Genomic DNA, 24,375 nt, shown 5'->3' on the forward strand with positions numbered 1-24,375 from the left:
GTGGGCACCGGCGGCAGCGCCGGCTGACCGGACTCGACGAGATCGTGCTCTCCTTCGGTGTCAGAGGACTGGGGCGACCGGCTGTCGGAGTATGGTGCGCAGTCGGTCGGGCGCGGTCCTGCGGAAGTCGGTGAGATAGATCTCGTGATGCTTTCCGGTCAGGCGCAATTCGTTGTCCGGGACGAACTCTTCGTGAAGTTGCGCGAGTACGGCAGCTTCGTCGTCGAAGGGGCCGACGTGCAGTGTCTGCACGCATCGGCCTTCGTGAAGCGTCTCGAGGCGGACGTCGTCGAGGCCCTGGGGGCGATTCCCGGCCCCGGCGCGTTCGACGGCCGCGGCGAACATCGCGTGGTCGATCCAGTCCGGCGTCATTATCATCATGGTCCAGTCCCATCGTGATTTGTCCCGCGCCGCGGTAAACGAATCCATGTCGTCCGCCCACCACAATCCCTCGAGTGGCGGAACGACGTAGTCCTGGTCCAGATCGCGCTTGCTGGCGAACTTCAGCTTGTACGCCACGGGGTACAGAGCGCGGACTGCCCGGTCGAAGTCGGGAGAGGTATTGGGGTCGCCACGGCCATCGATCATGAGGTATTGCATCGTCGGTACGTCGACCAGGCGGAACTTGCCCCGTCGTGCCTGATAGGCGTCGAGGGTCCTCTTGAAATCAGTCTTCTCCGTCATCGGGTACCCGGACTCGCGCTGCGAGCCACATCCTTTCCGCCTCGAGCAGGCTGAGTGAGTGCGAGAACACCTCGCGCGCGGGCGGCGGAAGATGCGGATCCGCTCTCTGGACCGCGGGCAGCGCGGCGATTCGAGCGTCGATCTGGGCTGGTCGAGCGGTCTGAGAGTTGCGGCGTCAGGTGGAGAGGGTCAAGGGGGCGTGCTGCAACTGTTCCGCCGTGATGACGGTCAGGAGAATTTGCGTCGGTAGATCATGACCGCTGCGGTGTACGAGGCGACCAGGATGCCGGCACACCAGGCGAGGGCCACCCACAGGTCGCCGGCCACTGGCTGGCCTGTGAGCAGGTCGCGGACCGCGTTCACGATCGACGTCACGGGCTGGTTGTCGGCGAATGCCCGCACCGGGCCCGGCATCGACTCGGTGGGCACGAAGGCGGAGCTGACGAACGGCAGGAAGATGAGCGGGTAGGCAAATGCCCCCGCGCCGTCGACGGTGCTCGCCGACAGGCCGGCGATGACCGCGAGCCAGGTCAGCGCCAGCGTGAACAGGATGAGGATTACAGCGACCGTGAGCCATTCGAGGATGTTTGCCCCGGAACGGAACCCCATGAGGACGGCGAACCCGACGACGATGGCCAGTGCGGTCAGGTTGGCGACCAGGGAGGTCAGGACGTGTGACCACAACACCGAGGACCGGGAGATCGGCATCGACTGGAAACGTTCCACGATGCCGCCCTGCAGGTCGTTGAACAGTCGCACCGAGGTGTACGCGACGCCCGAGGCGACGGTGATGAGCAGGATGCCGGGCAGCAGGTAGCTCACGTACGCGGCTGTGCCCGTTCCGGCGCCGGTGTCGATGGCGCCGCCGAGGACGAACACGAACAGCAACATGATGGCCACCGGCGTGACCGCGGTCGTGATGATGGTGTCGGGGCTGCGGGTGATGTGGCGCAGGGATCGTCCGGTGAGGGCCGCGGTGTCGGCGACGACATGGGTGGTCATTTCGGTTCCTTTCCATCTGTGGCCCTGGAATTTTCGGCGCCGGCGCCGCCACCGACGATGCTGAGGAAGACCTCTTCGAGGGTGGGCTGCTTCTCGACGTATTCCACCTTCGAGGGGGGAAGCAGGCGCTTGAGTTCGGGGAGGGTGCCGTCGACGATGATCCGGCCCTCGTGCAGGATCGCGATCCGGTCGGCGAGCTGCTCGGCCTCCTCCAGGTACTGCGTGGTCAGGAGGACGGTCGTGCCCCTTGCGGTGAGGTCTCGAACGACCTGCCACACCTCCATGCGCGCTTGCGGATCGAGCCCGGTGGTGGGTTCGTCGAGGAACACGATCGGCGGGTTGCCGATGAGGCTCATCGCGATGTCGAGGCGCCGGCGCATGCCCCCCGAGTACGTCGAGACCTTTCGGTCCCCGGCTGCTGTCAGTGAGAAGCGCTCGAGCAGCTGGTCGGCCACCACCTTCGGATCGGGTAGATGGCGCAGTTTGGCGATCAGCACGAGGTTCTCCCGGCCGCTGAGAATCTCGTCCACGGCGGCGAACTGGCCGGTGAGGCTGATCGATTCGCGTACGTCGGCGGCGTCCTCGACCACGTCGAAGCCGGCGACGGCGGCTTGCCCGGCGTCCGGTTTCAGCAGCGTGGCGAGGATCTTTACGAGCGTGGTCTTGCCGGTGCCGTTCGAGCCGAGCAACGCGAAGATGCGGCCTGCCTCGACCTCGAAGTCGACACCGCGCAACACGTGCAACTGCTCGTACGACTTCTCGACGCCCTTGACGCTGATGGCGGTGGTCATCGCTGCTCCTTGCGTTCGGCGTCCTCGATCGTCTTGGTGAGGCGAGCACGCTCCTTGTCGATCCACTGCGCGCCGGTGTAGGCCTCCGCGAACGTCTCGGCGAACTCGACGGGGTCTTCGCCGACGATCTTCCGGAGCGGAGTTCCGTCGGCCGCGGCGCGCTCCCACAAGTCGGCGGAGTCGCCGAGCATCGTCACGAGGGTGCCGCCGTCGGTGATGCCACCGTAGTAGGTGAGGTACCGCTGGAAGGCCTTCGCGGTGCTCGAGTAGGGTTCCGGGAGCTTTTCGATCCGGGCCTTGTACCGCTTGAACTGCTTCTTCTGCTCGAGTGATCCGGTGAGGAATTCGATCCATTTGGCGGCCATGATCACTTCTCTCCTTCGTGCAGCTGTTCGATACGTTCTGCGAGGAAGCTCCAGTTCCTCCAGAATTCGCTGAGTCGGTCTCGCCCCCGCGCGTTGAGGGTGTACACCTTGCGCGGCGGGCCCTTCTCGGATGGAACCTTTTCCACGTCGACGAGGTCACGCTGCTCGACCCGGACGAGTAGGGCGTAGACGGTGCCCTCCGCGATGTCCGTGAAGCCCTGCTCGCGTAGCTGTGTGGTGATCTCGTACCCGTAGGCGGGCCGTGTCGCGAGGATCGCGAGCACGATGCCCTCGAGGACTCCCTTGAGCATCTCGGTCGCCTGCTTGCCCATCACTCTCTCCCAGTACCTGGTGTCGCTGACTACCGGTAGAAAGTATCACTGGGTACCGGTAGGTGGCAACACTTAGTAGTGGGAGATTTTTCGACCCTGCCGGACACGGGGAACCTGCCAGTGGAGCCGAGGTCGAGGAGGTGAACTGTTGCGGCTCAGGACGATCGAGTGGATACAGGTCTCGCGCAGCCGGCCTGTGGCCCTGACGGGCACGTTCTTCGTCGGGAACGATCCGCGACGATTGGTCGACCTGCGAGGACGACAGGCACCGATCCGGCCGGATCTGACAGCCGGTGAGGTCGAGAGTGTTCCGATCAGGGGATCTGCGGGCGGAACTGCCGGGCCGTGGATATGGGTCGTGCATCCCGGGGGTGACTCGAGTGTCGAACCGAACCCCCTCAGCGATTGGTATTGCCTGCTGTCGGTGCTCGACCCGGTCACCTTTGCATCGAAGTGCCGTCTGGCTGTCTTCTCGCCGTACCCGGAGGTGTCGTACGACGGCGAAGGACGAATGTGGATCGTCGCAGGTGGGATGTGGCTGGTCGATCCATCATTACGGCATCCGGTTCAACGAGTACACCTCGATCAGCTCATCCAGCGGTAGCTGCCCGCCGATGACCGGGCTGACGATGGCCGCCAGACCACCCAGGACGGTGAGTCGCCCGTAATACCGCAGCAGTCGGGCACCGGAGTACAGATCACGGTCGGCGACCTGGGCGATGACGATGCCGACCGTGCCGGTCACCCCCTGCACCAGGCGCGCCGCGACGAGCGTCTCGATGCTCGGGCTCACCGCACACCACGCGGACGCCACCATGTAGGCGGCGACGCCGAGCAGCAGCGGGCGACGGCGGCCGAATCGGTCCGACAGCGGACCTGAGACGACCTGCCCGAGCGCGAGCCCGAGCAGGCACGCGGTGACGGTCAGCTGCGCCGCCGACGTGCTCGCCCCGAGGTCGGCGGTGAGCGCGGGCAGGACCGGCAGGTACAGGTCCATCGAGATCGGGCCGAAGACGGTGAGCAGGCTGAGCACGATCCCCAGCGCCCGGCCTGGGGGCGGGATTCGAGGCGCGGGCGACCGGAGGTCAGGGGCGGAGCAGCACCTTGATCGCGCGCCGCTCGTCCATGGCCTTGTACCCGTCGGCGGCCTGCCCGAGCGGCAGCTCGAGGTCGAACACCTTGCCCGGGTTGATCTTTCGGTTCCAGATCAGGTCGATCAGCTCGGGCAGGTACTGCCGGACCGGGGCCGGACCACCGTGCAGGTGCACGTGGGAGAAGAACAGCTCGTCACCGGGCAGCTGCACGTCGTGGGCGACACCGACGTACCCGACGTGTCCGCCGGGCCGAGTGGACCGGATGGCCTGCATCATCGACTCCTGGGTGCCGACGGCCTCGATCACCGAGTGCGCCCCCAGCCCGCCGGTGAGCTCCTTGATCCGGGCGACGCCCGCGTCGCCGCGCTCGGCGACGATGTCGGTGGCACCGAACTCGCGGGCCAGCCGCTGGCGCGGTTCGTGGCGGCTCATCGCGATGATCCGTTCGGCGCCGAGTTGCCTGGCCGCGAGCACCGCGAGCAGGCCGACGGCTCCGTCGCCGACGACCGCGACGGTCTTGCCCGGTCCGGCTTCGGCAGCGACCGCACCGAACCATCCGGTGCCGAGGACGTCCGAGGCAGCCAGCAGGGACGGGATCAGCTCCGGATCGGGCATCCCGGGTGTGGGCACAAGCGTGCCGTCCGCGAGCGGAACCCGCAGGAACTCGGCCTGGGAACCGAGGCTGCCCATGATCACCCGGTGGATGCACGAGCTCTGGTAGCCGGCGCGGCAGATCTCGCAGGTGTTGTCGGACGCGAAGAACGACCCGACGACGAAGTCGCCGACCTTGATGTCGGCGACGTCCTCGCCGATCTCCTCGACGATGCCGACGTACTCGTGGCCCATGGGGATCGGGCCGTCGTAGGTCTCGACCCCGCGGTAGGGCCACAGGTCCGAGCCACACACACAGCTCGCGGACAGTCGGATGATCGCGTCGGTGGGTTCGACGAGGGACGGACGGGCGCGTTCCTCGACACGGACGTCGCCGGGGGCGTGCAGGACTGCTCCTCGCATGACGGTGCTCCTTGATGTTCGAACTCGAGGTCCGGCATGTCTCCGGCCCGGTTCCCATGGAACCCCGCTCACCGCCCGCGCGGGAGGTCGCGTTCATGGGGGGTACAACTGCAACCTCCCTCGGCGACACACCGGACCCGAGTCGCACCAGGTCGACCGATTCTCGGGACCGATCTGGCGTTCGCTCCGGTGACAGCGGTGCGGGTTCGGGAAATGACACACTTGCTGTATGACTACGACTCGTCGTGCCCGAACACGACAGCACAACGACCCTGCCGTCTCCCGGCTCAGTTCTGCATGAGGATCTGCTGTTCTTTGACCAGCGGGTATGCCGCGAGGGCGCTTCCGTCGAGATCTTCTCTGTGCATATCCACGCCGGTGACCTGACTGTTCTCGTAGGTCCGGTAGTAGTAGACGCCCTTGCTCGTATTGCAGCACGACGAGTAGATGGTGATCTCGTACTTGCCGTCGAGCCGAACACATCCCCGCTGTTGCTCCACGGAGCCGAGAATATGGAAGAACTGACTGATCGCCTCGGATTCCGACTCGCCCGATACCGAATTCACTTTGGTGAAGGCAGCTTTGACGAAACGCGACATCGAGGACAGGTCTCCGGGCAATCCCACAGCACCAAGTCCGCGACTGTAGGTGTCGAAGGGTATCTCTTTCGAGAATCGCGGTTCCGGCGGATCGACGGACAGACTCATGTAGTTGTTGATGTTGAACAACTGGATATCGAATGTCGGGTTGTTGGTGAGGACCTGGATCGGATTGTCGTGGACTTCCAGGCCCTCTCGGACCGACTCGACAGAGATGGATTCGTTCCGGTCGGAGATGATCCAGTGCAGCGGGGAAGGTGGGAACTCTTCGCTGAACGCGAGGTCGACGATGCGCACGTCTGCCAGTGCGTCTCGCACCTGAGCCACGGTCTCAAACTGTCCCAGGACCCAGGGAATGAACTCGAACGACGCGATATTGATCCCGTCCTCCGAGACTGGCTTGTAGTCGGCATTATCGGGGAAATTCAGCCCCGCCATGCTCAAGCCCTTCTCGTTGGTCGCGTCGTAGTAGAGCGGGTAACCATCGGCCACGGTCGCCATACCGATCATGGCGTGATGCGTCCTCTGCGCAGGCACCCTGCGGAACTCGAACGGAAAGTTACGCGGCGTGACCGTCACCGATTCCCTGTACGAATACTCGAGGTCGAGGTTCCGGCCGAAGTAGTGGTCCTTGGCGGTGTAGTTGGCGGCTGTGCACATACGGCTCCTCCGGACGATCTCGACCCACGGTATCGGCATCTGCGCGCAAGTTCAGGATGTCTGATTCTGCGAGTTTCTTCCAGTATGTCAGCGCGGCGCTGCCAGGAAGTCACAATCGCCGGGCACGAACACACCGCCGTCGATCCGCTCACCGACGACGCCGTGAGCATCCTCGATTCCCTCGAGATCCCGAATCCCAGATCGGGGTCGGCACACTGAACTGCTGCAACTCGAGCGCGCACCGCCCGCACGGGAGGTCGCGTTCATGGGGGAACAACTGCAACCTCCCTCGGCGACACACCGGACGTACCGTGGACGGCGTGGACAATCGCGCCGACATCCGGAACTTCCTCGCCACCCGGCGGGCCCGGCTGACCCCGCAGCAGGTCGGGCTACCCGCCGGCGGCGGCCGCCGGCGGGTCCCCGGGCTGCGACGCGAGGAGGTTGCCGTGCTGGCCGGGGTGAGCACCGAGTGGTACACCCGCCTGGAGAAGGGGCACATCGGCGGCGTCTCCGAAGACGTCCTCGAGGCGGTTGCCCGGGCACTGCAACTCGACGAGGCCGAACGCACCTACCTGTTCGACCTCGCCCGCGCCGCCCGGCCCACCCACCGCGCACCCCGCGCCCGCAAACAGGCTCAGGTGCGGCCGAGGGTGCAGTGGATGCTCGATTCGATGACCGCCTCCGCCGCGTTCGTCCGCAACGGACGCATGGACATCCTCGCCACCAACGCGCTCGGCCGCGCGCTGTATTCGCCGCTGTTCACCGACGACCGCAGACCCGCCAACATCGCCCGGTTCCAGTTCCTCGACCCCGGCGCCCAGGACTACTTCCCGGACTGGGACGGCGCCGCCAACGTCACCGTCGCACTGCTGCGTGCCGAAGCCGGCCGCGACCCCCACAACAAGGACCTGCGCCACCTCGTCGGCGAACTGTCCACGCTCAGCGAGGAATTCCGCACCCGGTGGGCGGCCCACGATGTCCGCATCCACCACGCCGGGAGCAAGCAGTTCAACCATCCCGTGGTCGGGCCGCTCGACCTCGTCTACCACTCCCTCGACCTGGCCGCGGACGACCACTGGGTCCTGGACCTGACCATCTACACCGCCGAACCCGCAACCGCATCCGAGGACCGGCTCAAGGTTCTCGCCAGCTGGGCCGCCACGCACCTCCCGGCCCACCCGGCGACCGAAGCATCCAGCTGACCCGAGCCGTCGCGTCGAGTGCGTCGCCTTGTCTCACCGCTCGACGGTGAACGTCGACTCCGCGCTCAGACCGGTGACGACATCCTGCAGCCGCAGCGTGTACTGGCCCGGGGTGGTTACCCGAAACTTCGTCAGTCCACCGAACGACGACGCGTACCCGTCGGAGCAGCGGGCAGACTTGTGGTCCTCGTGACGCTCCCCCTCCGGCCCGGTGAGGGTGACGGTGATCTGGCAGTGCTCCCCGCCGTACCGTTCGTCGCCGGTACGGGCCGACCACCCGTACGACACTTCGACGGCCGGGTCCGCACCGGTCGACAGTTGATACAGGTACGGTCCGATCTTGCGGCCCGCGCGGACCGGTTCGGTCATCTGGTTGTCGAGTTCGAAGCGGTCGATGGCGTACACCTCCTCGGGCACGTCCGACATGTCCACCGCATCGCCGCCGCGGGCGCGGAGGACGACCGTCGCCGAGTTGCGGCCGGTGAATTCGCCGCCCAGCCCCTCCACCATGGACCCCAGCAAGCCGGCGCTCTTCGGCAGCGAACCGATCCCGGTGACGAAGCTGCCCAACGCCTCCCGCGCGGTGCCGGCCGGCGAGAAGCTGGGTGATTTGACGGCCCACCCACCGGCGGTGGTGGTGCACTCGATCGCCTTGCGGCTCAGGTCCCCTGCCTCCCGGTCGCTCGCCGACACGATGCCTTCCATCGTGATCGGATCGCCCATGCAGTCCAAGGTGGCGACGATGTCGCCGGGGTTGGTCATGTCGAGCAGTGTGTTCCCGCCCCACACCATCGACAGGCCGTGCGCGGCGGCGTCGACCAGCGACATCGCGGCGTGCACGCGCAGGTCGATCGTCCGTGGCACGTCGGAAGTGTCGTACACCAGATCGGTGACGCCCCGCGGGTGCAGCAGAGCACCGTCGCCGACGTCGGACGCGAGGATCGATCCGTAGACGATCGAGTTGCCGGCTGCGCCCACCGACAGTTCGGTGGTCTCCGCCCGCTCCGTGGGCGGCGGCGTCGACCGGGCGATCCAGCCGAGGGAAGAGTTCGAGTGCAGCGACACCACGAGCTTGCCGTCCTCCTCGGCCAGGCAGGGGTAGACGACTTTCTCACCTGGGGTGATCGCATCGTAGGTGACGTCGCCGATCGTCACCGGTTCACCGTGGCACGCTGGTTCGTCGATCGACGTGCCGAAGAAGCCCTCCACGTTTTCCTCGACGGTCTGCCGCATGTCGGAGAAGTCGACGACTCCGCCGCGGAACTCCGACAGGTGGGTCGTCTCGGCGGAGAGTGTTCGGGTTGCCTCGTCCCACGTTGCGGGCAGCAGCTCGGAGACGTCCGGGTTGCGGTCACTGCGCGCGACCACCACGGGCTGCTGATCGTCGGTCAGATCGTCGAACGTGTCCTCACCGTCCGGGATCCGGAACCGGACGGTGAGCGCCGACTCGGGCTGCTGCCCGCCTCCGAGGGTGATCGACGCGGCAGGCCGGCTCAAACGCAATGCCGCGCCGTCGCCGGTGTCGACGGGGTCGAGCGGATCGACGACCAACTCGGTGCCGACCGGCGCCACCCCCGCTGCCCCCTCGACCGTGACCGCCCCCTCCGGTAGTTGCACGGTGAGCTCGACCCCGCCGGCCTCCACCGGCGCCGACGCGACGTGCGCCGGTGCGGAATCGGGGGCCGCCGGTTCGGACGGCGGCGACTCGGTGGAGCATGCCGACATCGACACGGCCAGGACCGTCGCCACCGACCATAATCCCTGGGATCGCCTCATACCGCAGTTCCTCCCCTTCACCGGAGCACCGCGGCCGCGGGCCCTCCGTCGCGCGGGTCTCGGACGTATCCGTTTGGCGGACACGTACGTTCGAACGAACCGACGCACGGTGGCTCGATGTTAGATGACGGCCGGGCGCACGTCCGTGCACTCGCGGGACGACACGGCACATTTCAGCGGCTCCGTGCCGGGAAGCACGCCCCGCACCGGATCGCCGGGCCGCTGTCGGATCGGGGACGTCTCATTCACCCCTCGAACACCTCGTACTTGTTCTGACAAATATTTCCCGTGCCCGAAATGGCGGTCATCCGGTAGCCCGCGGCACTCACCGGGAGACCCTCGGGGAACATCTTCTTCATGACATCCCCTACAGGGACCCTGCTGAAATCCCAGCACCCCGCCTTGTTTTGCCCCAAGAAGGGATTATCCCAGAAGATCTGCGCCCAACACTGAGGGTCCGAGCCATTGATGCTGTATGTCAGCCACCCTTTTGTTCCTGTCATGAAGCCCTTGTCTCTCACCGAGAACAGGGAGGCTTCTCCTGGCGGAACCATCTGATCCGGCGGTTCTGCCCATCCGCCGTGGTCGAATGAAGTCCAGGCAATTTCGAGCTCATGCGACGTGTGATTTGCAACTGCGATAGCGACGCCCCGGTCGCCGTCCAGGACGCCGTAAACGGTTCTCAGCGACTCCGCCATCTGCTTGATCGCAACTGCCACAGCCGCGATTGCCACGATACTCATTGGATTTTTCCTTCCGGGTCCGAGCCTAGGTGTCGACTGCAGGGTCGAATATCCATGTAGTCGCGCGTCTCTCCGATATCGATCCTCGGGCCCGAAGTCCACCGATGTCGATCCCACGTCTGAGGGATTGCGGTCCGGGCTGACATAGTTCGCACGGCTCGGCAGACGACAAGGTCCATCCGCCGTGAAGTAGCCGGACCACTGCAGGAAGGGTGCGGGCTCGCCAGGACGACCGGTCAGGAACGAAAGGCGTCCGCTGTCGAGCACATTTCCGCTCGGATCAGCTGAATTCGGCTCCGGCATAGCCTCTTCGACCCCGAGAGGTCGATGGCCAGGACTCGACCAACTGCTCGACGGCCCAGGTCAGCGGCTCCCGTGTCGCGCCAGCACGTCACGCACCGGATCGCCGGGGCCGACGTCGTAGGTGCACTGGTCACCGCGCGGATCGGGCACGAACGCCCACAGCAGCGCACCGGCGGCACCGGCCTCGCGGTAGCCGGTCAGCGCCTCGTCCACCCGCTGGGCGCGCTCGGTGAGCGACAGGCAACTCCCGGCTTCGATGCCGAGTTCGGCCACCAGGATCGGCTTGGTCACCTGGCCGAGGCGCACCGGCAGCCACGCCGCGTCGTCGTAGTCGTGGTACTGCAGCACGTCGAGGTAGGGCGACTGTGCGAGCTGCGCGTAGCCGTCCCCGGCACTGCCGCACTGATCCCCGCCGATCAGGCCGAGGGTGATCGGGTGCCGCGGATCGGTCTCGCGCACGATGCGGCCGACCGCGTCGATCCACGACCGCAGCAGCTGCGCCGAGTCGGCCGGGCACGAACGTCGGGGCAGGCTGCACACCTCGTCGCCGCACACGCCCGGCTCGGGCTCACCCAGCAGGTCCCATGCGGCGAGCGCGGGTGAGACCCGCCATCGGTCCACGGCCAGCCGCACCCAGTCCGCGAAGCTCACCGCGTACGGCGCCCGGCGCACGGTCCAGCCGTGCTCGTACCAGGCGCGATCCTTGTACAGCTCGTTGCCGCACGCGCCGTCCTGCGGGGACAGCACCGGCATCACCAGCTGCCCGTTCCGTTCCGCGGCGGCGAACACGGCGTCGATCGCGGAGAAGTCCAGGGTCCCCGTGACCCGGTTCAGCGCGAGCGCCTGGAAGGCGTTGAACCGGGTCAGCGACGTCGGCGGCAGGGACGAGAAGTACGCATCCAGATCCACCTGCGCGCCGCAGCCGCCATTGACGTCCCAGTCGGAGGCGAGCTGGTACGCGTTGAGCCCGGCCGGCCACCACGGTTTTGCGTCCAGGGTCAGGCCGCGGTGGTCGACGGCGACGCGCGGCGGTGGCGGCGGCTCCGGCGACTCGGACGGCGGTGGTGGCGCGCACGCGGTCGCCGCGATCAGGCAGGCCACGACCACGGCTGCGCGCATGCGCGAACGGTAGCCCCTTGCCGGCCCGGCAGGAAGACCGTCCGCTGTATCGACGGCAGGTGAAGACCGGTTCGGGTCCACTTGCCGCGCGAGCCGTCCGCCGGTGGTCGAAACAGAGCTCTGCAATCCGGCACTCGCCACGCACGAAGTCGAAGTCCATAAGTAGCATTAGTGCTACCATCGGGTATGGAGAGTGTGGGGTTGAAGGAACTGCGCCAGCACGCCAGCGACTACGTCAAGCGTGCCGAAGCGGGAGAGACGATGCTGATCACAGTCGCCGGCCGCCCGAGTGCGATCCTCGGCCCGGCCGGCCGGAAGACGTGGTGTGCCTTCGACGAGGTCGCCGGCATCTTTCGAACCGACACCGATCCGACGTGGGAGGCAGACCGCAACCTGATCGACGACCCGATCGCGGACCCGTGGGCATCGCGGTGAGGACGGTACTCGATACGAGCATCCTGATCGCGAGGGATGTTCCGCCCATTGACGGCGAGGTCGCGATCAGCGCCGTGAGTCTGGCGGAACTGCACTTCGGAGTCCTGGTCGCGACCACCGCGCAGCAGCGCGCTCAGCGGTTGCAGCGCCTGGTCGCCGTGGAGCGCGCGTTCGAGCCACTCCCTGTCGACGCCAGTGTCGCTCGAAGTTACGGACAGCTTGCCGCGGCCGTGCACGCGTACGGTCGCAAACCTCGGCCTCGAGCACTCGATCTGATGATTGCCGCCACCGCGCACGCGAACAACGCCCGACTCGTCACCCGCAACGCGGACGATCTCCGCGGCATCGAACACCTACTGGAGGTCGACACCATCTGAAGGACAACCTGCGATCGCTGCAGGCTCCGATCACCGGGACTCGCTCAGTTCAGGAAGCTCCGCAGGCATGCCGGCGTCCTGCAGCGACGAGGACCGACACCGAAATCGGTGGATTGCGGAGTTCGTGTCGACAGCGCGACCGATGCGGCAGCATGTCGACCATGTGTTCCGATGTGGCGGCGAACCTGCTCGACACCGTGCCGGGCCGCATGCTCGTCCAGTGGCACCTGCGCGCCTACTGCACCGCGGATCCACAGCCGTCCGTCACCGAGTTCGTCGAGGCCGACTCGCTCGAGGACTTCGTCGAGAATGCGCTGCGGATCGTCGGCGAGTACCTCTACGGCAACGGCGCCAACGAGATCCTGGATCTGCCCGTCACCTCCCCCGCCGTCCGTGAGATGAGCGAGGCGATCTGCGACGCCCTGCGTGCGCCGAGTCGCGACACGCTGGTCAACCCGCAGGTGCATCAGGGCGCCGTCACCGAACTGAGCGTGCCGCGGGTGCGCAACCGCGCGCGGCCCGGGGCGCTGCCCGACGGCGCGTTCTGGACCGCGACGCCCCTCGACGACGGGACGTCCGACACGTGGGGTGCCAGCGGCGAGAACCTGCGCAGCGCGACCGACCCCGCCCGCTACACGGTGCACTTCGACCCGGACGTCGCACGGATCGTCCGGATCGACACCGCCGACGACTGGGCCGAGCTGATCGCCGCGCACCCGCTCGAATACCGCGGGGCGCACGTCCCGGACTGGCCGTCGATCGCCGAGCGGTGGGACGCCGTGCACCTGTCTGCGCTCGGCCTGCTGTGCGCCCATCCGCGGCTGTCGGAGGTGCCGTACGACCGGTACGAGGCGGGCGGCTACCGCCACAGCCAGTCCGGACCGTGGCCCGGCGTCGGGGACTGGTCGACGGTGAGCACCGCGTGGCTGCGGATCCCCGAGCGGTTCGAGATCCGTCCCACCGACCCGGTCAGGCGACGAGAACCGGGGTGACGGGCTTCGACCGACAAGACGACAGCCACTCCCCGCGCTCGCCCGACCAGACCTGGCGGCCGTCAACGCAAATCGAGATGTAGCCGCAGCGCTTCCTCGAGCGCTGCGAGAGTTCTCGCCCCGAGCCTTCCGACAGGTTCGGTGTCCAGGCGACGCACGGACACCGAACGTACCTGTTCTGCCTGAGCTTTCGCTGCTCTGGTCAGCCCTGACTCGTCGGGTTCCACGAGTACCTGGAACGGAAAGACGTGTGAGGTGTTGGTGGTCAGAGGAACGACGGTGACCACTCCTCTGCCCAGATTCTCGGCGGTCGCGTTGGCGCGGTCGTTGCTCACGACCACTGCCGGCCGGCGCTCGGCCGCTTCGCTACCCTGCGCCGGGTCCGGATCGACCCAGTGGATCTGCGCTCGGCGGATCATTCGGTGTCGGCCGTGGTGACATCCCACGCGTCGTCTGTGTCGACCTCGGCAAAGGCTGTGGCGTAGTCCCGTTCGAGTCCGGCTGCCGCGAGCAGGCGGACAGCGGCCCGGACTCCCGCCGACCGGCCGCGGAGCCCATGATCCCGGATGTACTCGTCGAGGACGTGGGCATCCTCGTCCGGGAGGCTGATCGTGAACTTGACGGTCATACTGCAAGCATGACCGAAGTATGACTGGTGCACATGATGCGATCCGCGGAGTCGGGTGCGATCAGTCGGGGCCGGGCAGGGCGTGTCCCCGCGGCTCCGGCATGGACGCGAGGCCGCGCGGCCCCGAGATCGGAAAGCACCCCGTCGCGCGACTGTGAGGAACTGAAAAGAACTCGCGGCCGCCGCAGGCCGGCATCTACGCTCGGCGCGATGACCGAGATCCGCCCTGCAGAACCCACCGACGTCGACCGCGCGACCCGCACCCTGGTGCGCGCCTTCGCGGACTATCCCTTCACCCGCCACACCGTCGACGCCCGCGACCACCTGCACCGCGTCGAGGAGTTGCAGCGGTTGTACCTGACCGAGATCGGTCTGCGCTGCGGGCGAGTGTGGGTGTCCGACGACGCCACGGCCGTCGCCGTGTGGATCACGCCCGAATCCACCGATACCCCAGAAGCTTTCGCACGCATCGCCGCGCGCGTCTCCGAGCTGTCCGGCGATCGGGCCGACGCGGCGACGGCCGCGGACGAGGCGCTGGCCCCGCTGCGGCCCAGCGAGCCGGCGTGGTTCCTCGCGACCGTCGCCGTCGATCCGGACCGGCAGGGCTCGGGCCTGGGCGGCGCGGTCCTCGCCCCCGGCCTCCGGGAGGCCCGCGAGGCGGGGGTACCGGCGTATCTCGAGACCTCATCGGAGCGGAACGTCGCGTTCTACCGCAGGCTCGGGTTCGACGTCGTCGGCGCCGTGGATCTGCCCGGCGACGGGCCGCGCACATGGGCGATGATGCGCGAGTAACGTCCCGTCACGCGAATCCCGTTCGCTTCGACGCTTCCGTCGGCAACGACACCAGTTGCGCCTTCTCCGGCTCGGCGGGCACGAGCGGTTGCAGCGGCAACGCGACGTCCGGGGCGGTCACCGTCGCCAGGTGCTGCAGCATCACGCCCTCGCGCAGTGCCCACGGACTCACGTCGAGCAGATCGACGTCGAGCGCGCGCATCGCCTCGTCGGCGACGATCGCACCGGCGGGGATCTGCCGGGCCCGGGCGGGCGAGATGCCGCGCAGCAGCCTCGCCCGTTCACGTGTCGGCAGCTGCGTCAGCCGTCCCGCCCAGCGGTGCACGTCGCTGCGGTGCAGGGTGCGACGCACGAACGGACCGCGCCGCTGAGGTGCTCCGCCCGTCAGGCGGGCCAGCTGCTCGGAGGCATGCGGCTTCCCGCCGATAGCCACCATCGAATGCGAAATCGACACGAGAGTGTGCCCATCGGTCTTATTCGCCGACGTCACCGCTGAGCAGGGACGCTGCCGACTAGGCTCGACGCCGTGAGCGTGCGTGCAGGAATCGTCGTAACCGGGACCGAGGTGCTGACCGGGAGGATTGCCGACCAGAACGGACCGTGGTTGTCTCGTCAGCTCCTGACACTCGGCGTCGACGTCGCCCACATCACGATCTGCGGCGACCGGCCCGCCGACCTGATCGCACAACTGCGCTTCCTCGCCGACCAGGGCGTCGACCTCATCGTCACCAGCGGTGGGCTCGGCCCTACCGCCGACGACCTCACCGTCGCTACCGTCGCCGAGTTCTGTCATCGTGACCTGCTGCTCGACCCCGAACTCGAGGAACACATCGCGGGTGTCATCCGCCGCTACCGCCCGGACACCCCGGATCTCGACAAAGGGCCGACGCGTACCGGGATCCGCAAACAGGCGCGGGTCCCCACCGGTGCCACCGCCCTACCGCCGACCGGCACAGCACCGGGCGTGGTGATCCCCGCAGTAGCCGGTGACCGGCCGGTCCCGACCATCGTCGTCCTCCCCGGGCCGCCCGGTGAGTTGCAGGCGATGTGGCCGAGCGCGATCACCTCACCTGCGGTGGCCGAGGTGCTGACCCGAGCCGACGACATGCAGCAGGAGACCGTGCGCGCCTACGGACTGCACGAGGCGCAACTCGCCGAGACACTGCGCCGGGCCGAAGCAGAGATCGCCGGCCTGGATCGACTCGAGATCACCACCTGTCTTCGACACGGTGAACTCGACATGGTGACCCGATTCGCTTCCGGCGACGCGGACGTCTATCGCCGTCTTCTCGATGTTCTCGCCGAACACCATGGACACAAGATCTTCTCGACCGACGGCTCCACCATCGACGACCGGCTGATCGACGCCCTCGACGGCCGGCTGATCGCGACTGCGGAGTCGTGCACCGGCGGGCTCATCGCTGCGCGTCTCACCGCCCGCCCCGGTTCGTCGGCCTATGTCATGGGCGGGGTCGTCTCGTACTCCAACGACGCGAAGTCCGATCTGATCGATGTACCGGCCGAGATGATCGCCACGCACGGTGCAGTGAGCGAGCAGGTCGCCGCAGCGATGGCCGAGGGCGCCCGACGCCGTCTCGGGGCCGACGTCGCGGTCTCCACCACCGGGATCGCCGGTCCCGACGGTGGCACCGAGACCAAGCCGGTGGGCACAGTCTGCTTCGGCGTCGCGATCGACGGACGGCCGACGTACACCGTCACCCGCCGCTTCCCCGGGGACCGCGAACGGGTCCGAACCCTCACCACCACGGCCGCACTGCATCTGGTTGTCGCACAACTCGAACGAGATTGAACCAGCACCCGAACCACCGTTCACTGCGGCCAGGGCGGCAGCAGCCGACGCGTCAGGTTGCCCACGAGAGTGCGCAGCACACTGTCGGCGAACACGGGACCGCGTGGCACCTGACAAAGTCAGCCCCTTCCGTCTGGTGTCTCGGCCTCGACCCCACAGGACACGAGGATCACCGTCGATGTCGATTCCGACAACATTGCCGGGCCGGATCCCGCCGGAGGCGAATTCGGTCGACACGTGAGCCATCCCCGGTAGTGCATCGACCTCGAGACACCAGCGGTATCACGATGGTGGCCGTGCGCTGGGTGTGATGTCCCCAGGGAGGTTGGTCGGTCGGCTCCGCGTAGTACCCCGCCAGCGGGACAACCCGCCCACTCGGCGCGCCTGTCTGAGAACCTGGAGTGCATGGCTGCCCCCACAGCAACTTCCACCGCGCCCAGGAACATGGCATGGATCCCCGGCGGGACATTCTGGATGGGGTCGGAGGAGTTCTATCCCGAGGAGCGTCCCGTGCACCAGGTCCGGGTTGACGGGTTCTTCATGGACGAGCATCCGGTGACCGTCGCCGAGTTCCGGCGGTTCGTGAAGGACACCGGGCACGTCACCACCGCCGAGACGGCACCCGATCCGCGGGACTACCCCGACGCGGAACCCGAGCTGCTGGTGCCGGGGTCGCTGGTCTTCGTGCCACCGCCAGGTCCGGTGCCGCTCGACGACTACCGCCGCTGGTGGGCGTGGACGCCGGGCGCGCAGTGGCGGCACCCGGAAGGGCCCGGCAGCACCGTGGCGGGACGCGACCGTCACCCGGTCACGCACGTGTCGCACTTCGATGCGCTCGCCTACGCGCAGTGGGCCGGCAAGGAGCTGCCGACCGAGGCGGAATGGGAGTTCGCCGCGCGCGGTGGCCTGGATCGGGCGCGGTTCGTGTGGGGCGACGAGTTCGCTCCCCACGGCCGCTACCGCGCCAACACCTGGCAGGGCCGCTTCCCGTGGGAGAACACCGGCGAGGACGGCTTCGTGGGGACCTCGCCCGTCGGCTCCTACCGTGCCAACGGCTACGGACTGGTCGACATGGCCGGCAACGTGTGGGAGTGGACGGCGGACCACTACACCGCGCACCACGGCGCCGACGGTCGGGACACCGCCCCCGCGCACGCCTGCTGCATCCCCAGCAATCCCCGTACGGGTGCCGGCGACGAGTCCGGCCCGTACCCGCGGCGCGTGATCAAGGGTGGCTCGCACCTGTGCGCGCCGAACTACTGCCTCCGCTACCGTCCGGCGGCGCGGCAGGGCGAGTCGGTCGAGACGTCGACGTGCCACATCGGTTTCCGCTGCATCGTGCGCCCGGACAGGTGACGAGGCCGACGACCGCCGCCGGGTCGCGCTCGCCACCCACTGACCGGTCGACTGCGCAGTTGTCGTGACGACACCCCGACGCGGGCAACGACAACTGCGCAGTCACGGACGACCGATGTTCAGCGAGCGGCGCCTCCCCGCGTCTCCCGGCCGTGATCCAGAACGCCAGCACCGCACCGGCGAGCGCGGCGACGGCAGCCACGAGGAACGCGACGAAGAACCCGCGGCTGTCGTAGACGATTCCCGTCCCGTCCGCTGTCACCACGTGCCGGGCCAGTGCTCACCGCGTTCGCGCACTCGGCGAAGTTCCCGCTCGTGCTGTGGGTGCTGCTGTTCGGCATCGGTATGGGCATCGCGACCGCGTCCATCCTGTGTTTCTCTTCACGGTCCGCCGCCGAGCTGTTAGAGTCACCACAATCATTGATTGATCGCTTGATCAGTAAAGGACCCTCTGTCGCAGTGGGAGGCATAGTGACGACGCACAACGATGTGCCGGTGGCGGTGATCGATCGCGCTGCCCGGCTGCTCGAGGCGTTCCGCGACAGCGAACGGCTCACCCTGGCCGAGCTCACCCGCTTGACGGGCATGCCCCGCTCGTCCACGCACCGGTTACTGAACCAGCTCGTCGAGATCGGCTGGGTCCGACGGGACGCACCCGCGTACTCGCTGGGCACGAAGATGCTCGAGCTCGGCTCCCTCGTCCAGCACAACGACGCCCTCCACCGAGCCGCACTACCCGTCATGCACGAGTTGCACGGCCGCACCGGCCTCGTCGTCCACCTGGCGGTGCTCACGGGCACCGAGGTGCTGTACCTGGAGAAGGTCGGCGGACCCTACTCGATGCGCATCCCCTCCCGCGTGGGTGGCCGGCAGCCGGCACACTGCACGGCACTGGGCAAAGCTCTTCTCGCACAAGGGCAATACGATGTGGAAGCCCTCTTCGCCGATCATCCCCTCCCCGCCCGGACCCCGCACAGCGTCACCGACCCGGGCCGGTTGCGCAGCGAACTCGCCCGCATGCGCGAGCAGCACGTCGCGCACGAACGCGACGAGGCCGCGCCCGGCGTCTCCTGTGTCGCGGCGCCGATCGGACCGGCCGGCAAGTGCGTCGGAGCACTCTCCCTCAGCGGTCCGTCTGCATCGATCCGCGCCACCGCCCTGGCCGCTCCGGTGCGCGTGGCCGCACTGACCGCGTGGCGGCGCTTCACCCACCTGCGTGCCGGAAACGCCCGGACTGCGGTGTGACACCGCATTGATCGATTGATCAATAGATGTGGCACAATGGACCGGCCGACGACCGAGTCCCGAGGAGTGCCATGGATCCGCACGAGCGCCGCCGCCAGATCCTGGACAGATCCGCACACCTCTTCGCGTCCAAAGGGATTGCGGCGACGACCATCCGGGAGATCGCCGACGAGGTCGGCGTCTACTCCGGAGCGCTCTACCACTACTTCCCGTCCAAGGAAGCGATCGTCACCGAATTGATCCGCGAGTACATCGACGACCTGGGCGGGCGGTGTCGCGAGATCACCGCGCAGTCCCAGACCCCGGTCGACCGGATCGAGGCACTCGCGTTGCTGGCCCTGTCCACGTCGGAGGACTACCGCGGCGCCACGACGATCTGGCAGCGCGAGGGCGAGTACATGCGCGACCGCCTCGTCGAGGCCGACCTGGCCGAGACCGCCGACGAGGTCGAGAGAGCGTGGCGGGCGGCCATCGCCGACGGCGTGGCCGAGGGGACGTTCCGCGACGACATCGACCCGGACGTGTTCTACCAGCTGATCCGTGATGCCGTCTGGCAGGCACCGCGGTGGCACCGACCGACGTCGGAGCGTTCCAACGCCGATCTCGCTCGCGAGATCACCCGCATCTTCGTCGACGGCTTCCGCCCCCGCGCCGAATGACCGGCCACGGGGGCGTGCGCACATCGACCGATCAGGCCCGGCGTGCGAGGGTCTCGTCGACCTCCTTCTGCCAGTTCTCCAGCGCACGGGTGGTGTCCACCTCGAATTCGAAGCGCTGCACCATGTCCGGGGTGACGTCCTCGACGTCGACGAAGAACTGGCTGTACCAGCGACGCAACTGGTAGACCGGGCCGTCCTCCTCGGTCAGCAACGGATTCTCGATCCGGGTCTTGTGCTTCCAGATCTCGACGTCCTGTTTGAACTGCGTCTCCACGCCCTCGGTGAACATCGTCGCCATCGCAGCGGCCTCCTCGTCCCCGACCCCGTCCACCTTCTTGACGACGGTGCCGAACTGCAGCACGAACGAGTCCTGCGTGACAGGGTAGTGGCAGTTGACGAGCTTGGTTTCGACCGTCACATCCCCGGACACCGTGTAGACGGTGTCGAGCATGAAGGACGGACCGTAGTACATCGCGTCCGAGATGGTCTGAGAATCCGGGAGGTCGAGCTGCACACCCGTCTTGATGTCGTCGCGGCCCGTCGAACGCATATGCTGGGCGGCGACGTGCCCTTCGAAGACATTCTTGAAGTACTGCGGCATCTGGAAATGGACGTAGAAGAAGTGCGCCATGTCGACGACGTTGTCGACGATTTCCCGGCAGTTCGACCCGGTCACGTGGAAGGTGTTCCACGTCCACTCGCTCCAGACGTCGGTCCCGTAGTCGGGGATCTCCGGGATCGTCACGTCCGCCGGCGGCGGATTTCCCTGCGGATCGTTCCACACGAACAGCAAGCCGTTGCGCTCCATGCTGATCCACGACTTCGTCCGGGCAAGTTTGGGTGTGCGGCGGGCGTACGGGACTTCCGCGCACCGACCGTCGCCACCCCACCGCCAGTCGTGGAACGGGCACGCAATCGTGTCGCCCTTGATCTCGCCACGCGCCAGATTGCCGCCCATGTGGCGGCAGAAGGCGTCGAGCACGTGCAGGGCGCCCTTCGAGTCCTCGAAGACCACCAGATCGGTTCCGAAAACCTGTATCTGGTGCGGCTTTCCGTCGTGGAAGGCCTTGGCCAGGCCGAGGCAGTGCCAGCCGCGGGCATACCGCGTCGGGTTGGTCCCCGTCTCGACGCTCCGAACCTCGATGGTCTCGAGTTCGACAGTCATGAAGTCCTCCAAGTGATGTGCTTCCAGGTGCGGCGACGCCGGACCGGCTACGGTTCGATCTGCTGGGGTTCGACCCGGCGGGAGGGCACGAGCCGGCCGTCGCGCACGGCGCGATCGACCGACTCGTGCAGCGCCCCACAGCGGGGCAGGTAGGTCGTGGTCTTGTCCGCGATTGCCGCCGAAGCGAATTCACGGCACGTCTCGTGGGCCGGTCCGGTCCATTGAATGCTCGTGTGTACCGGGCTGTACTTCGCCACCAGCACCTTGTTGCCACACGTGTGGCACTCGAGCGACTGCATCCGATCACTTCCTTCCTCGGGTACACCGAGCGTAGGAAGTTCCCCGCTCCGTCGCTGCGGGGTGTCAGCTCAGCGGGACACCTGTTCGCTGGGCCGGGCCGGTTCGAGCACGTCGGGAATCTGCACGTTTCTCTCCTTCGGGTGTTCGTCCGTGGATCTGTTCATCGCATGAGCGCCTGGCCGCCGTCGACGGGCAGTGAGTGACCGGTGATGTACTGCGCAGCCGGACTGCACAGGAACACCACCGCCGGGCCGATGTCGGTTTCGGGGTCGCCGAGACGACCGAGGGGTACGGTGTCGAGGTAGGCCCGCGCCTCGTCCGGGCTGTCTTGCGCCCAGACCTCGAGCGCGGGTGAATTCGCGAGTGGGAGAATCGCGTTGACGCGGATTCCGTCGGCCGCCCACTCGCATGCTGCCGTGCGGGTCAGCACCCGGATTGCTTCCTTGGCGGCGGCGTAGCCGCCGTATCCGGACGGGTCCCAGCGCACTCCCGCCGCGGACCCCAGGTTGACGATCGAACCCCGGCCCTTCAGGTGGGAGTGGCATGCCCGCATCAGGCGCAGGGTGGCGGTCGGTCCCGAGTCCATTCCCCGCTGGTAGACCTCCTCGTCCAACTCGAGCAGATGGCCGTGAACGGTGGTCTGGGCGTTGTTCACCAGGATCGACAGTCCGCCGAAGCGCGCGACGACCTGCTCGACCAGACGGTCGATGCGATCCGCATCGGTGACGTCGCACTCGAATGCGGCCGCGCGACCACCCCGCTCCTCGATTTCCGCCGCCACCTTCTCGACCTTCTCCGCCGTCCGGCCGGCGAGGGCCACGCGGGCCCCGGCCGCCGCGAGCGCGAGGGCGATGCCGCGACCGACGCCCTGGCCCGCCCCGGTCACCAGGGCCGTCTCCCCGTTCAGACAGTTCACGTGCGTCCTCCTTCATTGAGTAATCGATCAATCAATCGCCAATGATGCCCCGACGGCACGAACCGGCAGACAACTTCCGCGCACAGTTCCACTGGATGGGAACCTGACAGCTGTGGAAATGGTGATCGCGGTGAACCCCGACCCGGCGTCCAAGCTGGGCTACCTGCTGCGCGTACCCCTCGACGGCGGGCTGGTGTTCCGGACCTCCGGCACCTGGCCGCGCACGAAGGCGCTGTACTGCCACCCCGTGCCGAGCGAGGAGTGGCCCGACGACCCCGAGGTCGTCGAGCGCGTTGCCGTCCGGTCGTGCGCACGCCGCGGCGCGGCGATCGACCTGGTGCTCGACCGCGGTCGCGAGAACCGCTCACAGATCGTGTACACCACCGCCCGCGGACGCGACGTCGTGTTCTGGCAGTCCCCCCGCACCCGCAAGCAGGCCCGCCCCAACGTGCGCACTCCCACCGCCCGCGCCGCGGGCGTCGCCGACCTGCCGATCGTCGTCGACTCGCACGAGCGCTACGCCTACCGGTTCGCCGACCAGCAGGTCGTCCTCACCAAGCGGGCACTGCCGTGCGGTGACTACGGCGTCTTCCACGACGAGCGTCTCGTGGCCTCGGTGGAACGCAAATCGATTCCGGACCTGGTAGGCAGCCTGACGAACGGCACCCTGCGCTACGCACTGGCCGAGCTGGCGGCGCTGCCGCGCGCCGCGGTCGTCGTCGAGGACCGATATTCGGCGATCTTCGCGCTCGACCGGGTGCGGCCGGCGACCGTCGCCGACGGCCTGGCCGAGCTGCAGGTGCGCTGGCCGAACGTGCCGATCGTGTTCTGCGACACCCGTGCACTCGCCGAACAGTGGACCTACCGGTATCTCGCGGCCGCCTACGTCTGGGCCGAGACCGAGAGCCCGGCCATCGCCCGCATCGCCGCGCCCGCCACCGCGGCGCCGTCGACGGCCGAGGTCCGAGCCTGGGCCCGCACGCAGGGCCTACCCGTGCCGGACCGCGGCCGCCTCCGCCCCGAGGTCTGGCAGGCGTGGCGCGCGGCTCACCCGGACTGATGCGATCGCCGACGATGCACTTCTCGTGACGACACGCCGGGCGATGGCACGAGAAGTGCTCACTCACCGGAACATTGGGCGCAACGCTACGGACGGGGCATCGATCACCTGGCGCGAGCACCGGTGTCCGGCACCACCAGGACGTCCGTGGTGGCGTGTCGCAGCACGTGCTGGGCGACGCTGCCGAGCACTGCGTATTCGAGGGCGGAACGCTCCCCGGTTCCGACAGCGATCAGCTCGGCGCGGTGCTCGGCTCCGATCTCCGGAATCATCGAGGGGGCGTGGCCGGATTCGATGCGGGTATCGGCGGGCTCGGGGATCAGGGTCGCGGCGAGTTCGTCGAGGTGGAGGCGGATCTGTTCGGTGCTGACGTGCCGCAGCTGCGCCAGCGCGGCGTCGTCGGCGCCGTGCAGTCGCATGAGTTGTTCGCCCATCACGACGGACACGTGTACGAGAACATGGTCGGCCTCGGGGGTCCAGGCTGCGGCGGTGTGGGCGGCCGAGGTGGCGGCACGAGAGGTGTCGACGGCCAGGAGGACGGTCTGGTAGGGGCCGGCCGGTGGATTCTTGACCACCAGTACGGTCGCGGTGCTGGTGCCGACGAGACGTTCGGCGGTGCTGCCCAGCAACGCTCCGGCGAGCCGGCGGGCTCCGTGCGCGCCGACGACCAGCAGGTCGGTGTCGCGTTCCCGGGCGAGGGCGCCGACGGTGGAGGCGACCTCACCGGCCCGGACCACGCCCTCGATGTCGCCGCCGCAGCGGCGCAGATGGTCCGTCAGGAGAGTGTGCGCGCGCCGCGTCGTCTCCGGTGCGGCCGGGGACGGCACGACCTGCACGGCGGTGAGATGCGCATGGTGCTCGCGGGCGAGTTGTGCAGCGCGGCGCACCGCGTCGGCCGCGCCGTCGGACAGGTCGGTGGCGACCAGGATGTGCCGAAGAGGGGACGTGTCCAT

At 67.7% G+C, this 24,375-nt stretch carries 28 protein-coding genes; 10 read left to right on the forward strand and 18 right to left on the reverse strand.

The annotated features are described in order from the left end of the window. Nucleotides 1–60: 60 nt before the first annotated feature. The 8 genes from QNA09_RS18575 to bsh form a co-directional block, all read right to left on the reverse strand. Nucleotides 61–684 carry a GyrI-like domain-containing protein gene (locus QNA09_RS18575; protein ID WP_119700008.1) on the reverse strand — a complete coding sequence of 208 codons (624 nt, stop codon included), beginning with the start codon at nt 682–684 and terminating at the stop codon, nt 61–63. 228 nt (nt 685–912) lie between these two features. Next, the gene (locus tag QNA09_RS18580) at nt 913–1,686 is read right to left on the reverse strand and encodes an ABC transporter permease (RefSeq protein ID WP_119700009.1); all 774 of its coding nucleotides are present in this window, start codon (nt 1,684–1,686) and stop codon (nt 913–915) included. Beyond that, complete coding sequence (locus QNA09_RS18585; RefSeq protein ID WP_119700010.1) at nt 1,683–2,477, reverse strand: ABC transporter ATP-binding protein; 795 nt, start codon at nt 2,475–2,477, stop codon at nt 1,683–1,685. The genes QNA09_RS18580 and QNA09_RS18585 overlap by 4 nt, the downstream gene beginning before the upstream one ends. Next, nucleotides 2,474–2,842 carry a DUF1048 domain-containing protein gene (locus QNA09_RS18590; RefSeq protein WP_119700011.1) on the reverse strand — a complete coding sequence of 123 codons (369 nt, stop codon included), beginning with the start codon at nt 2,840–2,842 and terminating at the stop codon, nt 2,474–2,476. Before QNA09_RS18590 ends, QNA09_RS18585 begins: the two co-directional genes overlap by 4 nt. Nucleotides 2,843–2,844: 2 nt before the next feature. Continuing rightward, a complete protein-coding gene (locus QNA09_RS18595; RefSeq protein WP_119700012.1) occupies nt 2,845–3,174 on the reverse strand; it encodes a PadR family transcriptional regulator in 330 nt (109 codons plus the stop codon). A 553-nt stretch (nt 3,175–3,727) separates the two neighbouring features. Then, nucleotides 3,728–4,207 (reverse strand): MFS transporter, encoded by a 480-nt coding sequence (locus QNA09_RS18600; protein ID WP_244213175.1) that lies wholly within the window; start codon nt 4,205–4,207, stop codon nt 3,728–3,730. A 52-nt stretch (nt 4,208–4,259) separates the two neighbouring features. Beyond that, nucleotides 4,260–5,282, reverse strand: a complete 1,023-nt coding sequence (locus tag QNA09_RS18605; RefSeq protein ID WP_119700013.1) for a zinc-dependent alcohol dehydrogenase family protein — start codon at nt 5,280–5,282, stop codon at nt 4,260–4,262. Between the two features lie 287 nt (nt 5,283–5,569). Continuing rightward, the gene (gene bsh / locus QNA09_RS18610) at nt 5,570–6,541 is read right to left on the reverse strand and encodes a choloylglycine hydrolase (RefSeq protein ID WP_119700014.1); all 972 of its coding nucleotides are present in this window, start codon (nt 6,539–6,541) and stop codon (nt 5,570–5,572) included. Nucleotides 6,542–6,852: 311 nt separating this feature from the next. Here bsh and QNA09_RS18615 point away from each other — a divergent pair, with 311 nt between their 5' ends. After that, nucleotides 6,853–7,746: a helix-turn-helix transcriptional regulator gene (locus QNA09_RS18615; RefSeq protein WP_119700015.1), complete on the forward strand. Its 894-nt coding sequence runs from the start codon at nt 6,853–6,855 to the stop codon at nt 7,744–7,746. A 33-nt stretch (nt 7,747–7,779) separates the two neighbouring features. On the opposite strand, the gene QNA09_RS18620 is transcribed toward QNA09_RS18615, so the two are convergent. The 3 genes from QNA09_RS18620 to QNA09_RS18630 form a co-directional block, all read right to left on the reverse strand. After that, nucleotides 7,780–9,522: a hypothetical protein gene (locus tag QNA09_RS18620; protein WP_157179996.1), complete on the reverse strand. Its 1,743-nt coding sequence runs from the start codon at nt 9,520–9,522 to the stop codon at nt 7,780–7,782. 245 nt (nt 9,523–9,767) lie between these two features. Further along, on the reverse strand, nt 9,768–10,265 hold the full coding sequence (locus QNA09_RS18625) for a hypothetical protein (RefSeq protein ID WP_119700016.1): 498 nt from the start codon (nt 10,263–10,265) through the stop codon (nt 9,768–9,770). A 363-nt stretch (nt 10,266–10,628) separates the two neighbouring features. Further along, nucleotides 10,629–11,687, reverse strand: a complete 1,059-nt coding sequence (locus tag QNA09_RS18630) for a mannan endo-1,4-beta-mannosidase (protein ID WP_010593322.1) — start codon at nt 11,685–11,687, stop codon at nt 10,629–10,631. Nucleotides 11,688–11,873: 186 nt separating this feature from the next. Between QNA09_RS18630 and QNA09_RS18635 the strand changes: the two genes are divergently transcribed. The 3 genes from QNA09_RS18635 (at nt 11,874) to QNA09_RS18645 (ending at nt 13,491) form a co-directional block, all read left to right on the forward strand. Next, nucleotides 11,874–12,122 carry a type II toxin-antitoxin system Phd/YefM family antitoxin gene (locus tag QNA09_RS18635; RefSeq protein ID WP_029539937.1) on the forward strand — a complete coding sequence of 83 codons (249 nt, stop codon included), beginning with the start codon at nt 11,874–11,876 and terminating at the stop codon, nt 12,120–12,122. Further along, nucleotides 12,107–12,499, forward strand: a complete 393-nt coding sequence (locus QNA09_RS18640; RefSeq protein WP_010593324.1) for a type II toxin-antitoxin system VapC family toxin — start codon at nt 12,107–12,109, stop codon at nt 12,497–12,499. The genes QNA09_RS18635 and QNA09_RS18640 overlap by 16 nt, the downstream gene beginning before the upstream one ends. 161 nt (nt 12,500–12,660) lie before the next feature. Further along, nucleotides 12,661–13,491 (forward strand): hypothetical protein, encoded by an 831-nt coding sequence (locus QNA09_RS18645; protein WP_244213176.1) that lies wholly within the window; start codon nt 12,661–12,663, stop codon nt 13,489–13,491. Between the two features lie 62 nt (nt 13,492–13,553). Here QNA09_RS18645 and QNA09_RS18650 read toward each other — a convergent pair whose 3' ends face one another. Beyond that, nucleotides 13,554–13,910, reverse strand: a complete 357-nt coding sequence (locus QNA09_RS18650; protein WP_010593326.1) for a type II toxin-antitoxin system PemK/MazF family toxin — start codon at nt 13,908–13,910, stop codon at nt 13,554–13,556. Then, nucleotides 13,907–14,119, reverse strand: a complete 213-nt coding sequence (locus tag QNA09_RS18655) for a ribbon-helix-helix protein, CopG family (RefSeq protein WP_010593327.1) — start codon at nt 14,117–14,119, stop codon at nt 13,907–13,909. Before QNA09_RS18655 ends, QNA09_RS18650 begins: the two co-directional genes overlap by 4 nt. Before the next feature lie 210 nt (nt 14,120–14,329). Here QNA09_RS18655 and QNA09_RS18660 point away from each other — a divergent pair, with 210 nt between their 5' ends. Next, nucleotides 14,330–14,911, forward strand: a complete 582-nt coding sequence (locus QNA09_RS18660) for a GNAT family N-acetyltransferase (protein WP_010593328.1) — start codon at nt 14,330–14,332, stop codon at nt 14,909–14,911. Nucleotides 14,912–14,918: 7 nt separating this feature from the next. Here QNA09_RS18660 and QNA09_RS18665 read toward each other — a convergent pair whose 3' ends face one another. Then, nucleotides 14,919–15,365 (reverse strand): hypothetical protein, encoded by a 447-nt coding sequence (locus QNA09_RS18665; RefSeq protein ID WP_237658121.1) that lies wholly within the window; start codon nt 15,363–15,365, stop codon nt 14,919–14,921. A 72-nt stretch (nt 15,366–15,437) separates the two neighbouring features. Between QNA09_RS18665 and QNA09_RS18670 the strand changes: the two genes are divergently transcribed. The 4 genes from QNA09_RS18670 to QNA09_RS18685 all read left to right on the forward strand — a co-directional run bounded on the left by QNA09_RS18670 (nt 15,438) and on the right by QNA09_RS18685 (nt 19,981). Further along, a complete protein-coding gene (locus tag QNA09_RS18670; protein WP_029539938.1) occupies nt 15,438–16,721 on the forward strand; it encodes a competence/damage-inducible protein A in 1,284 nt (427 codons plus the stop codon). Nucleotides 16,722–17,165: 444 nt separating this feature from the next. Beyond that, nucleotides 17,166–18,077, forward strand: a complete 912-nt coding sequence (locus QNA09_RS18675) for a formylglycine-generating enzyme family protein (protein WP_029539939.1) — start codon at nt 17,166–17,168, stop codon at nt 18,075–18,077. A 471-nt stretch (nt 18,078–18,548) separates the two neighbouring features. Further along, nucleotides 18,549–19,322 (forward strand): IclR family transcriptional regulator, encoded by a 774-nt coding sequence (locus QNA09_RS18680; RefSeq protein ID WP_010593332.1) that lies wholly within the window; start codon nt 18,549–18,551, stop codon nt 19,320–19,322. Between the two features lie 71 nt (nt 19,323–19,393). Beyond that, a complete protein-coding gene (locus tag QNA09_RS18685) occupies nt 19,394–19,981 on the forward strand; it encodes a TetR/AcrR family transcriptional regulator (protein WP_119700018.1) in 588 nt (195 codons plus the stop codon). A gap of 31 nt (nt 19,982–20,012) precedes the next feature. On the opposite strand, the gene QNA09_RS18690 is transcribed toward QNA09_RS18685, so the two are convergent. From QNA09_RS18690 to QNA09_RS18700, 3 genes are all read right to left on the reverse strand, one after another. Then, nucleotides 20,013–21,146 carry a Rieske 2Fe-2S domain-containing protein gene (locus QNA09_RS18690; RefSeq protein ID WP_119700330.1) on the reverse strand — a complete coding sequence of 378 codons (1,134 nt, stop codon included), beginning with the start codon at nt 21,144–21,146 and terminating at the stop codon, nt 20,013–20,015. Nucleotides 21,147–21,193: 47 nt separating this feature from the next. After that, the gene (locus QNA09_RS18695; protein ID WP_099528039.1) at nt 21,194–21,445 is read right to left on the reverse strand and encodes a hypothetical protein; all 252 of its coding nucleotides are present in this window, start codon (nt 21,443–21,445) and stop codon (nt 21,194–21,196) included. Between the two features lie 161 nt (nt 21,446–21,606). After that, nucleotides 21,607–22,362, reverse strand: a complete 756-nt coding sequence (locus tag QNA09_RS18700; RefSeq protein ID WP_010593336.1) for an SDR family NAD(P)-dependent oxidoreductase — start codon at nt 22,360–22,362, stop codon at nt 21,607–21,609. Between the two features lie 118 nt (nt 22,363–22,480). Here QNA09_RS18700 and QNA09_RS18705 point away from each other — a divergent pair, with 118 nt between their 5' ends. After that, entirely contained in the window at nt 22,481–23,422 is a 942-nt protein-coding gene (locus tag QNA09_RS18705; protein WP_010593337.1) for an ERCC4 domain-containing protein, read from the forward strand. A gap of 104 nt (nt 23,423–23,526) precedes the next feature. Here QNA09_RS18705 and QNA09_RS18710 read toward each other — a convergent pair whose 3' ends face one another. Beyond that, a complete protein-coding gene (locus tag QNA09_RS18710; protein ID WP_244213259.1) occupies nt 23,527–24,375 on the reverse strand; it encodes a universal stress protein in 849 nt (282 codons plus the stop codon).

The organism is Rhodococcus sp. AH-ZY2 (assembly GCF_030916465.1).
Taxonomy (GTDB): Bacteria; Actinomycetota; Actinomycetes; order Mycobacteriales; family Mycobacteriaceae; genus Rhodococcus; species Rhodococcus ruber.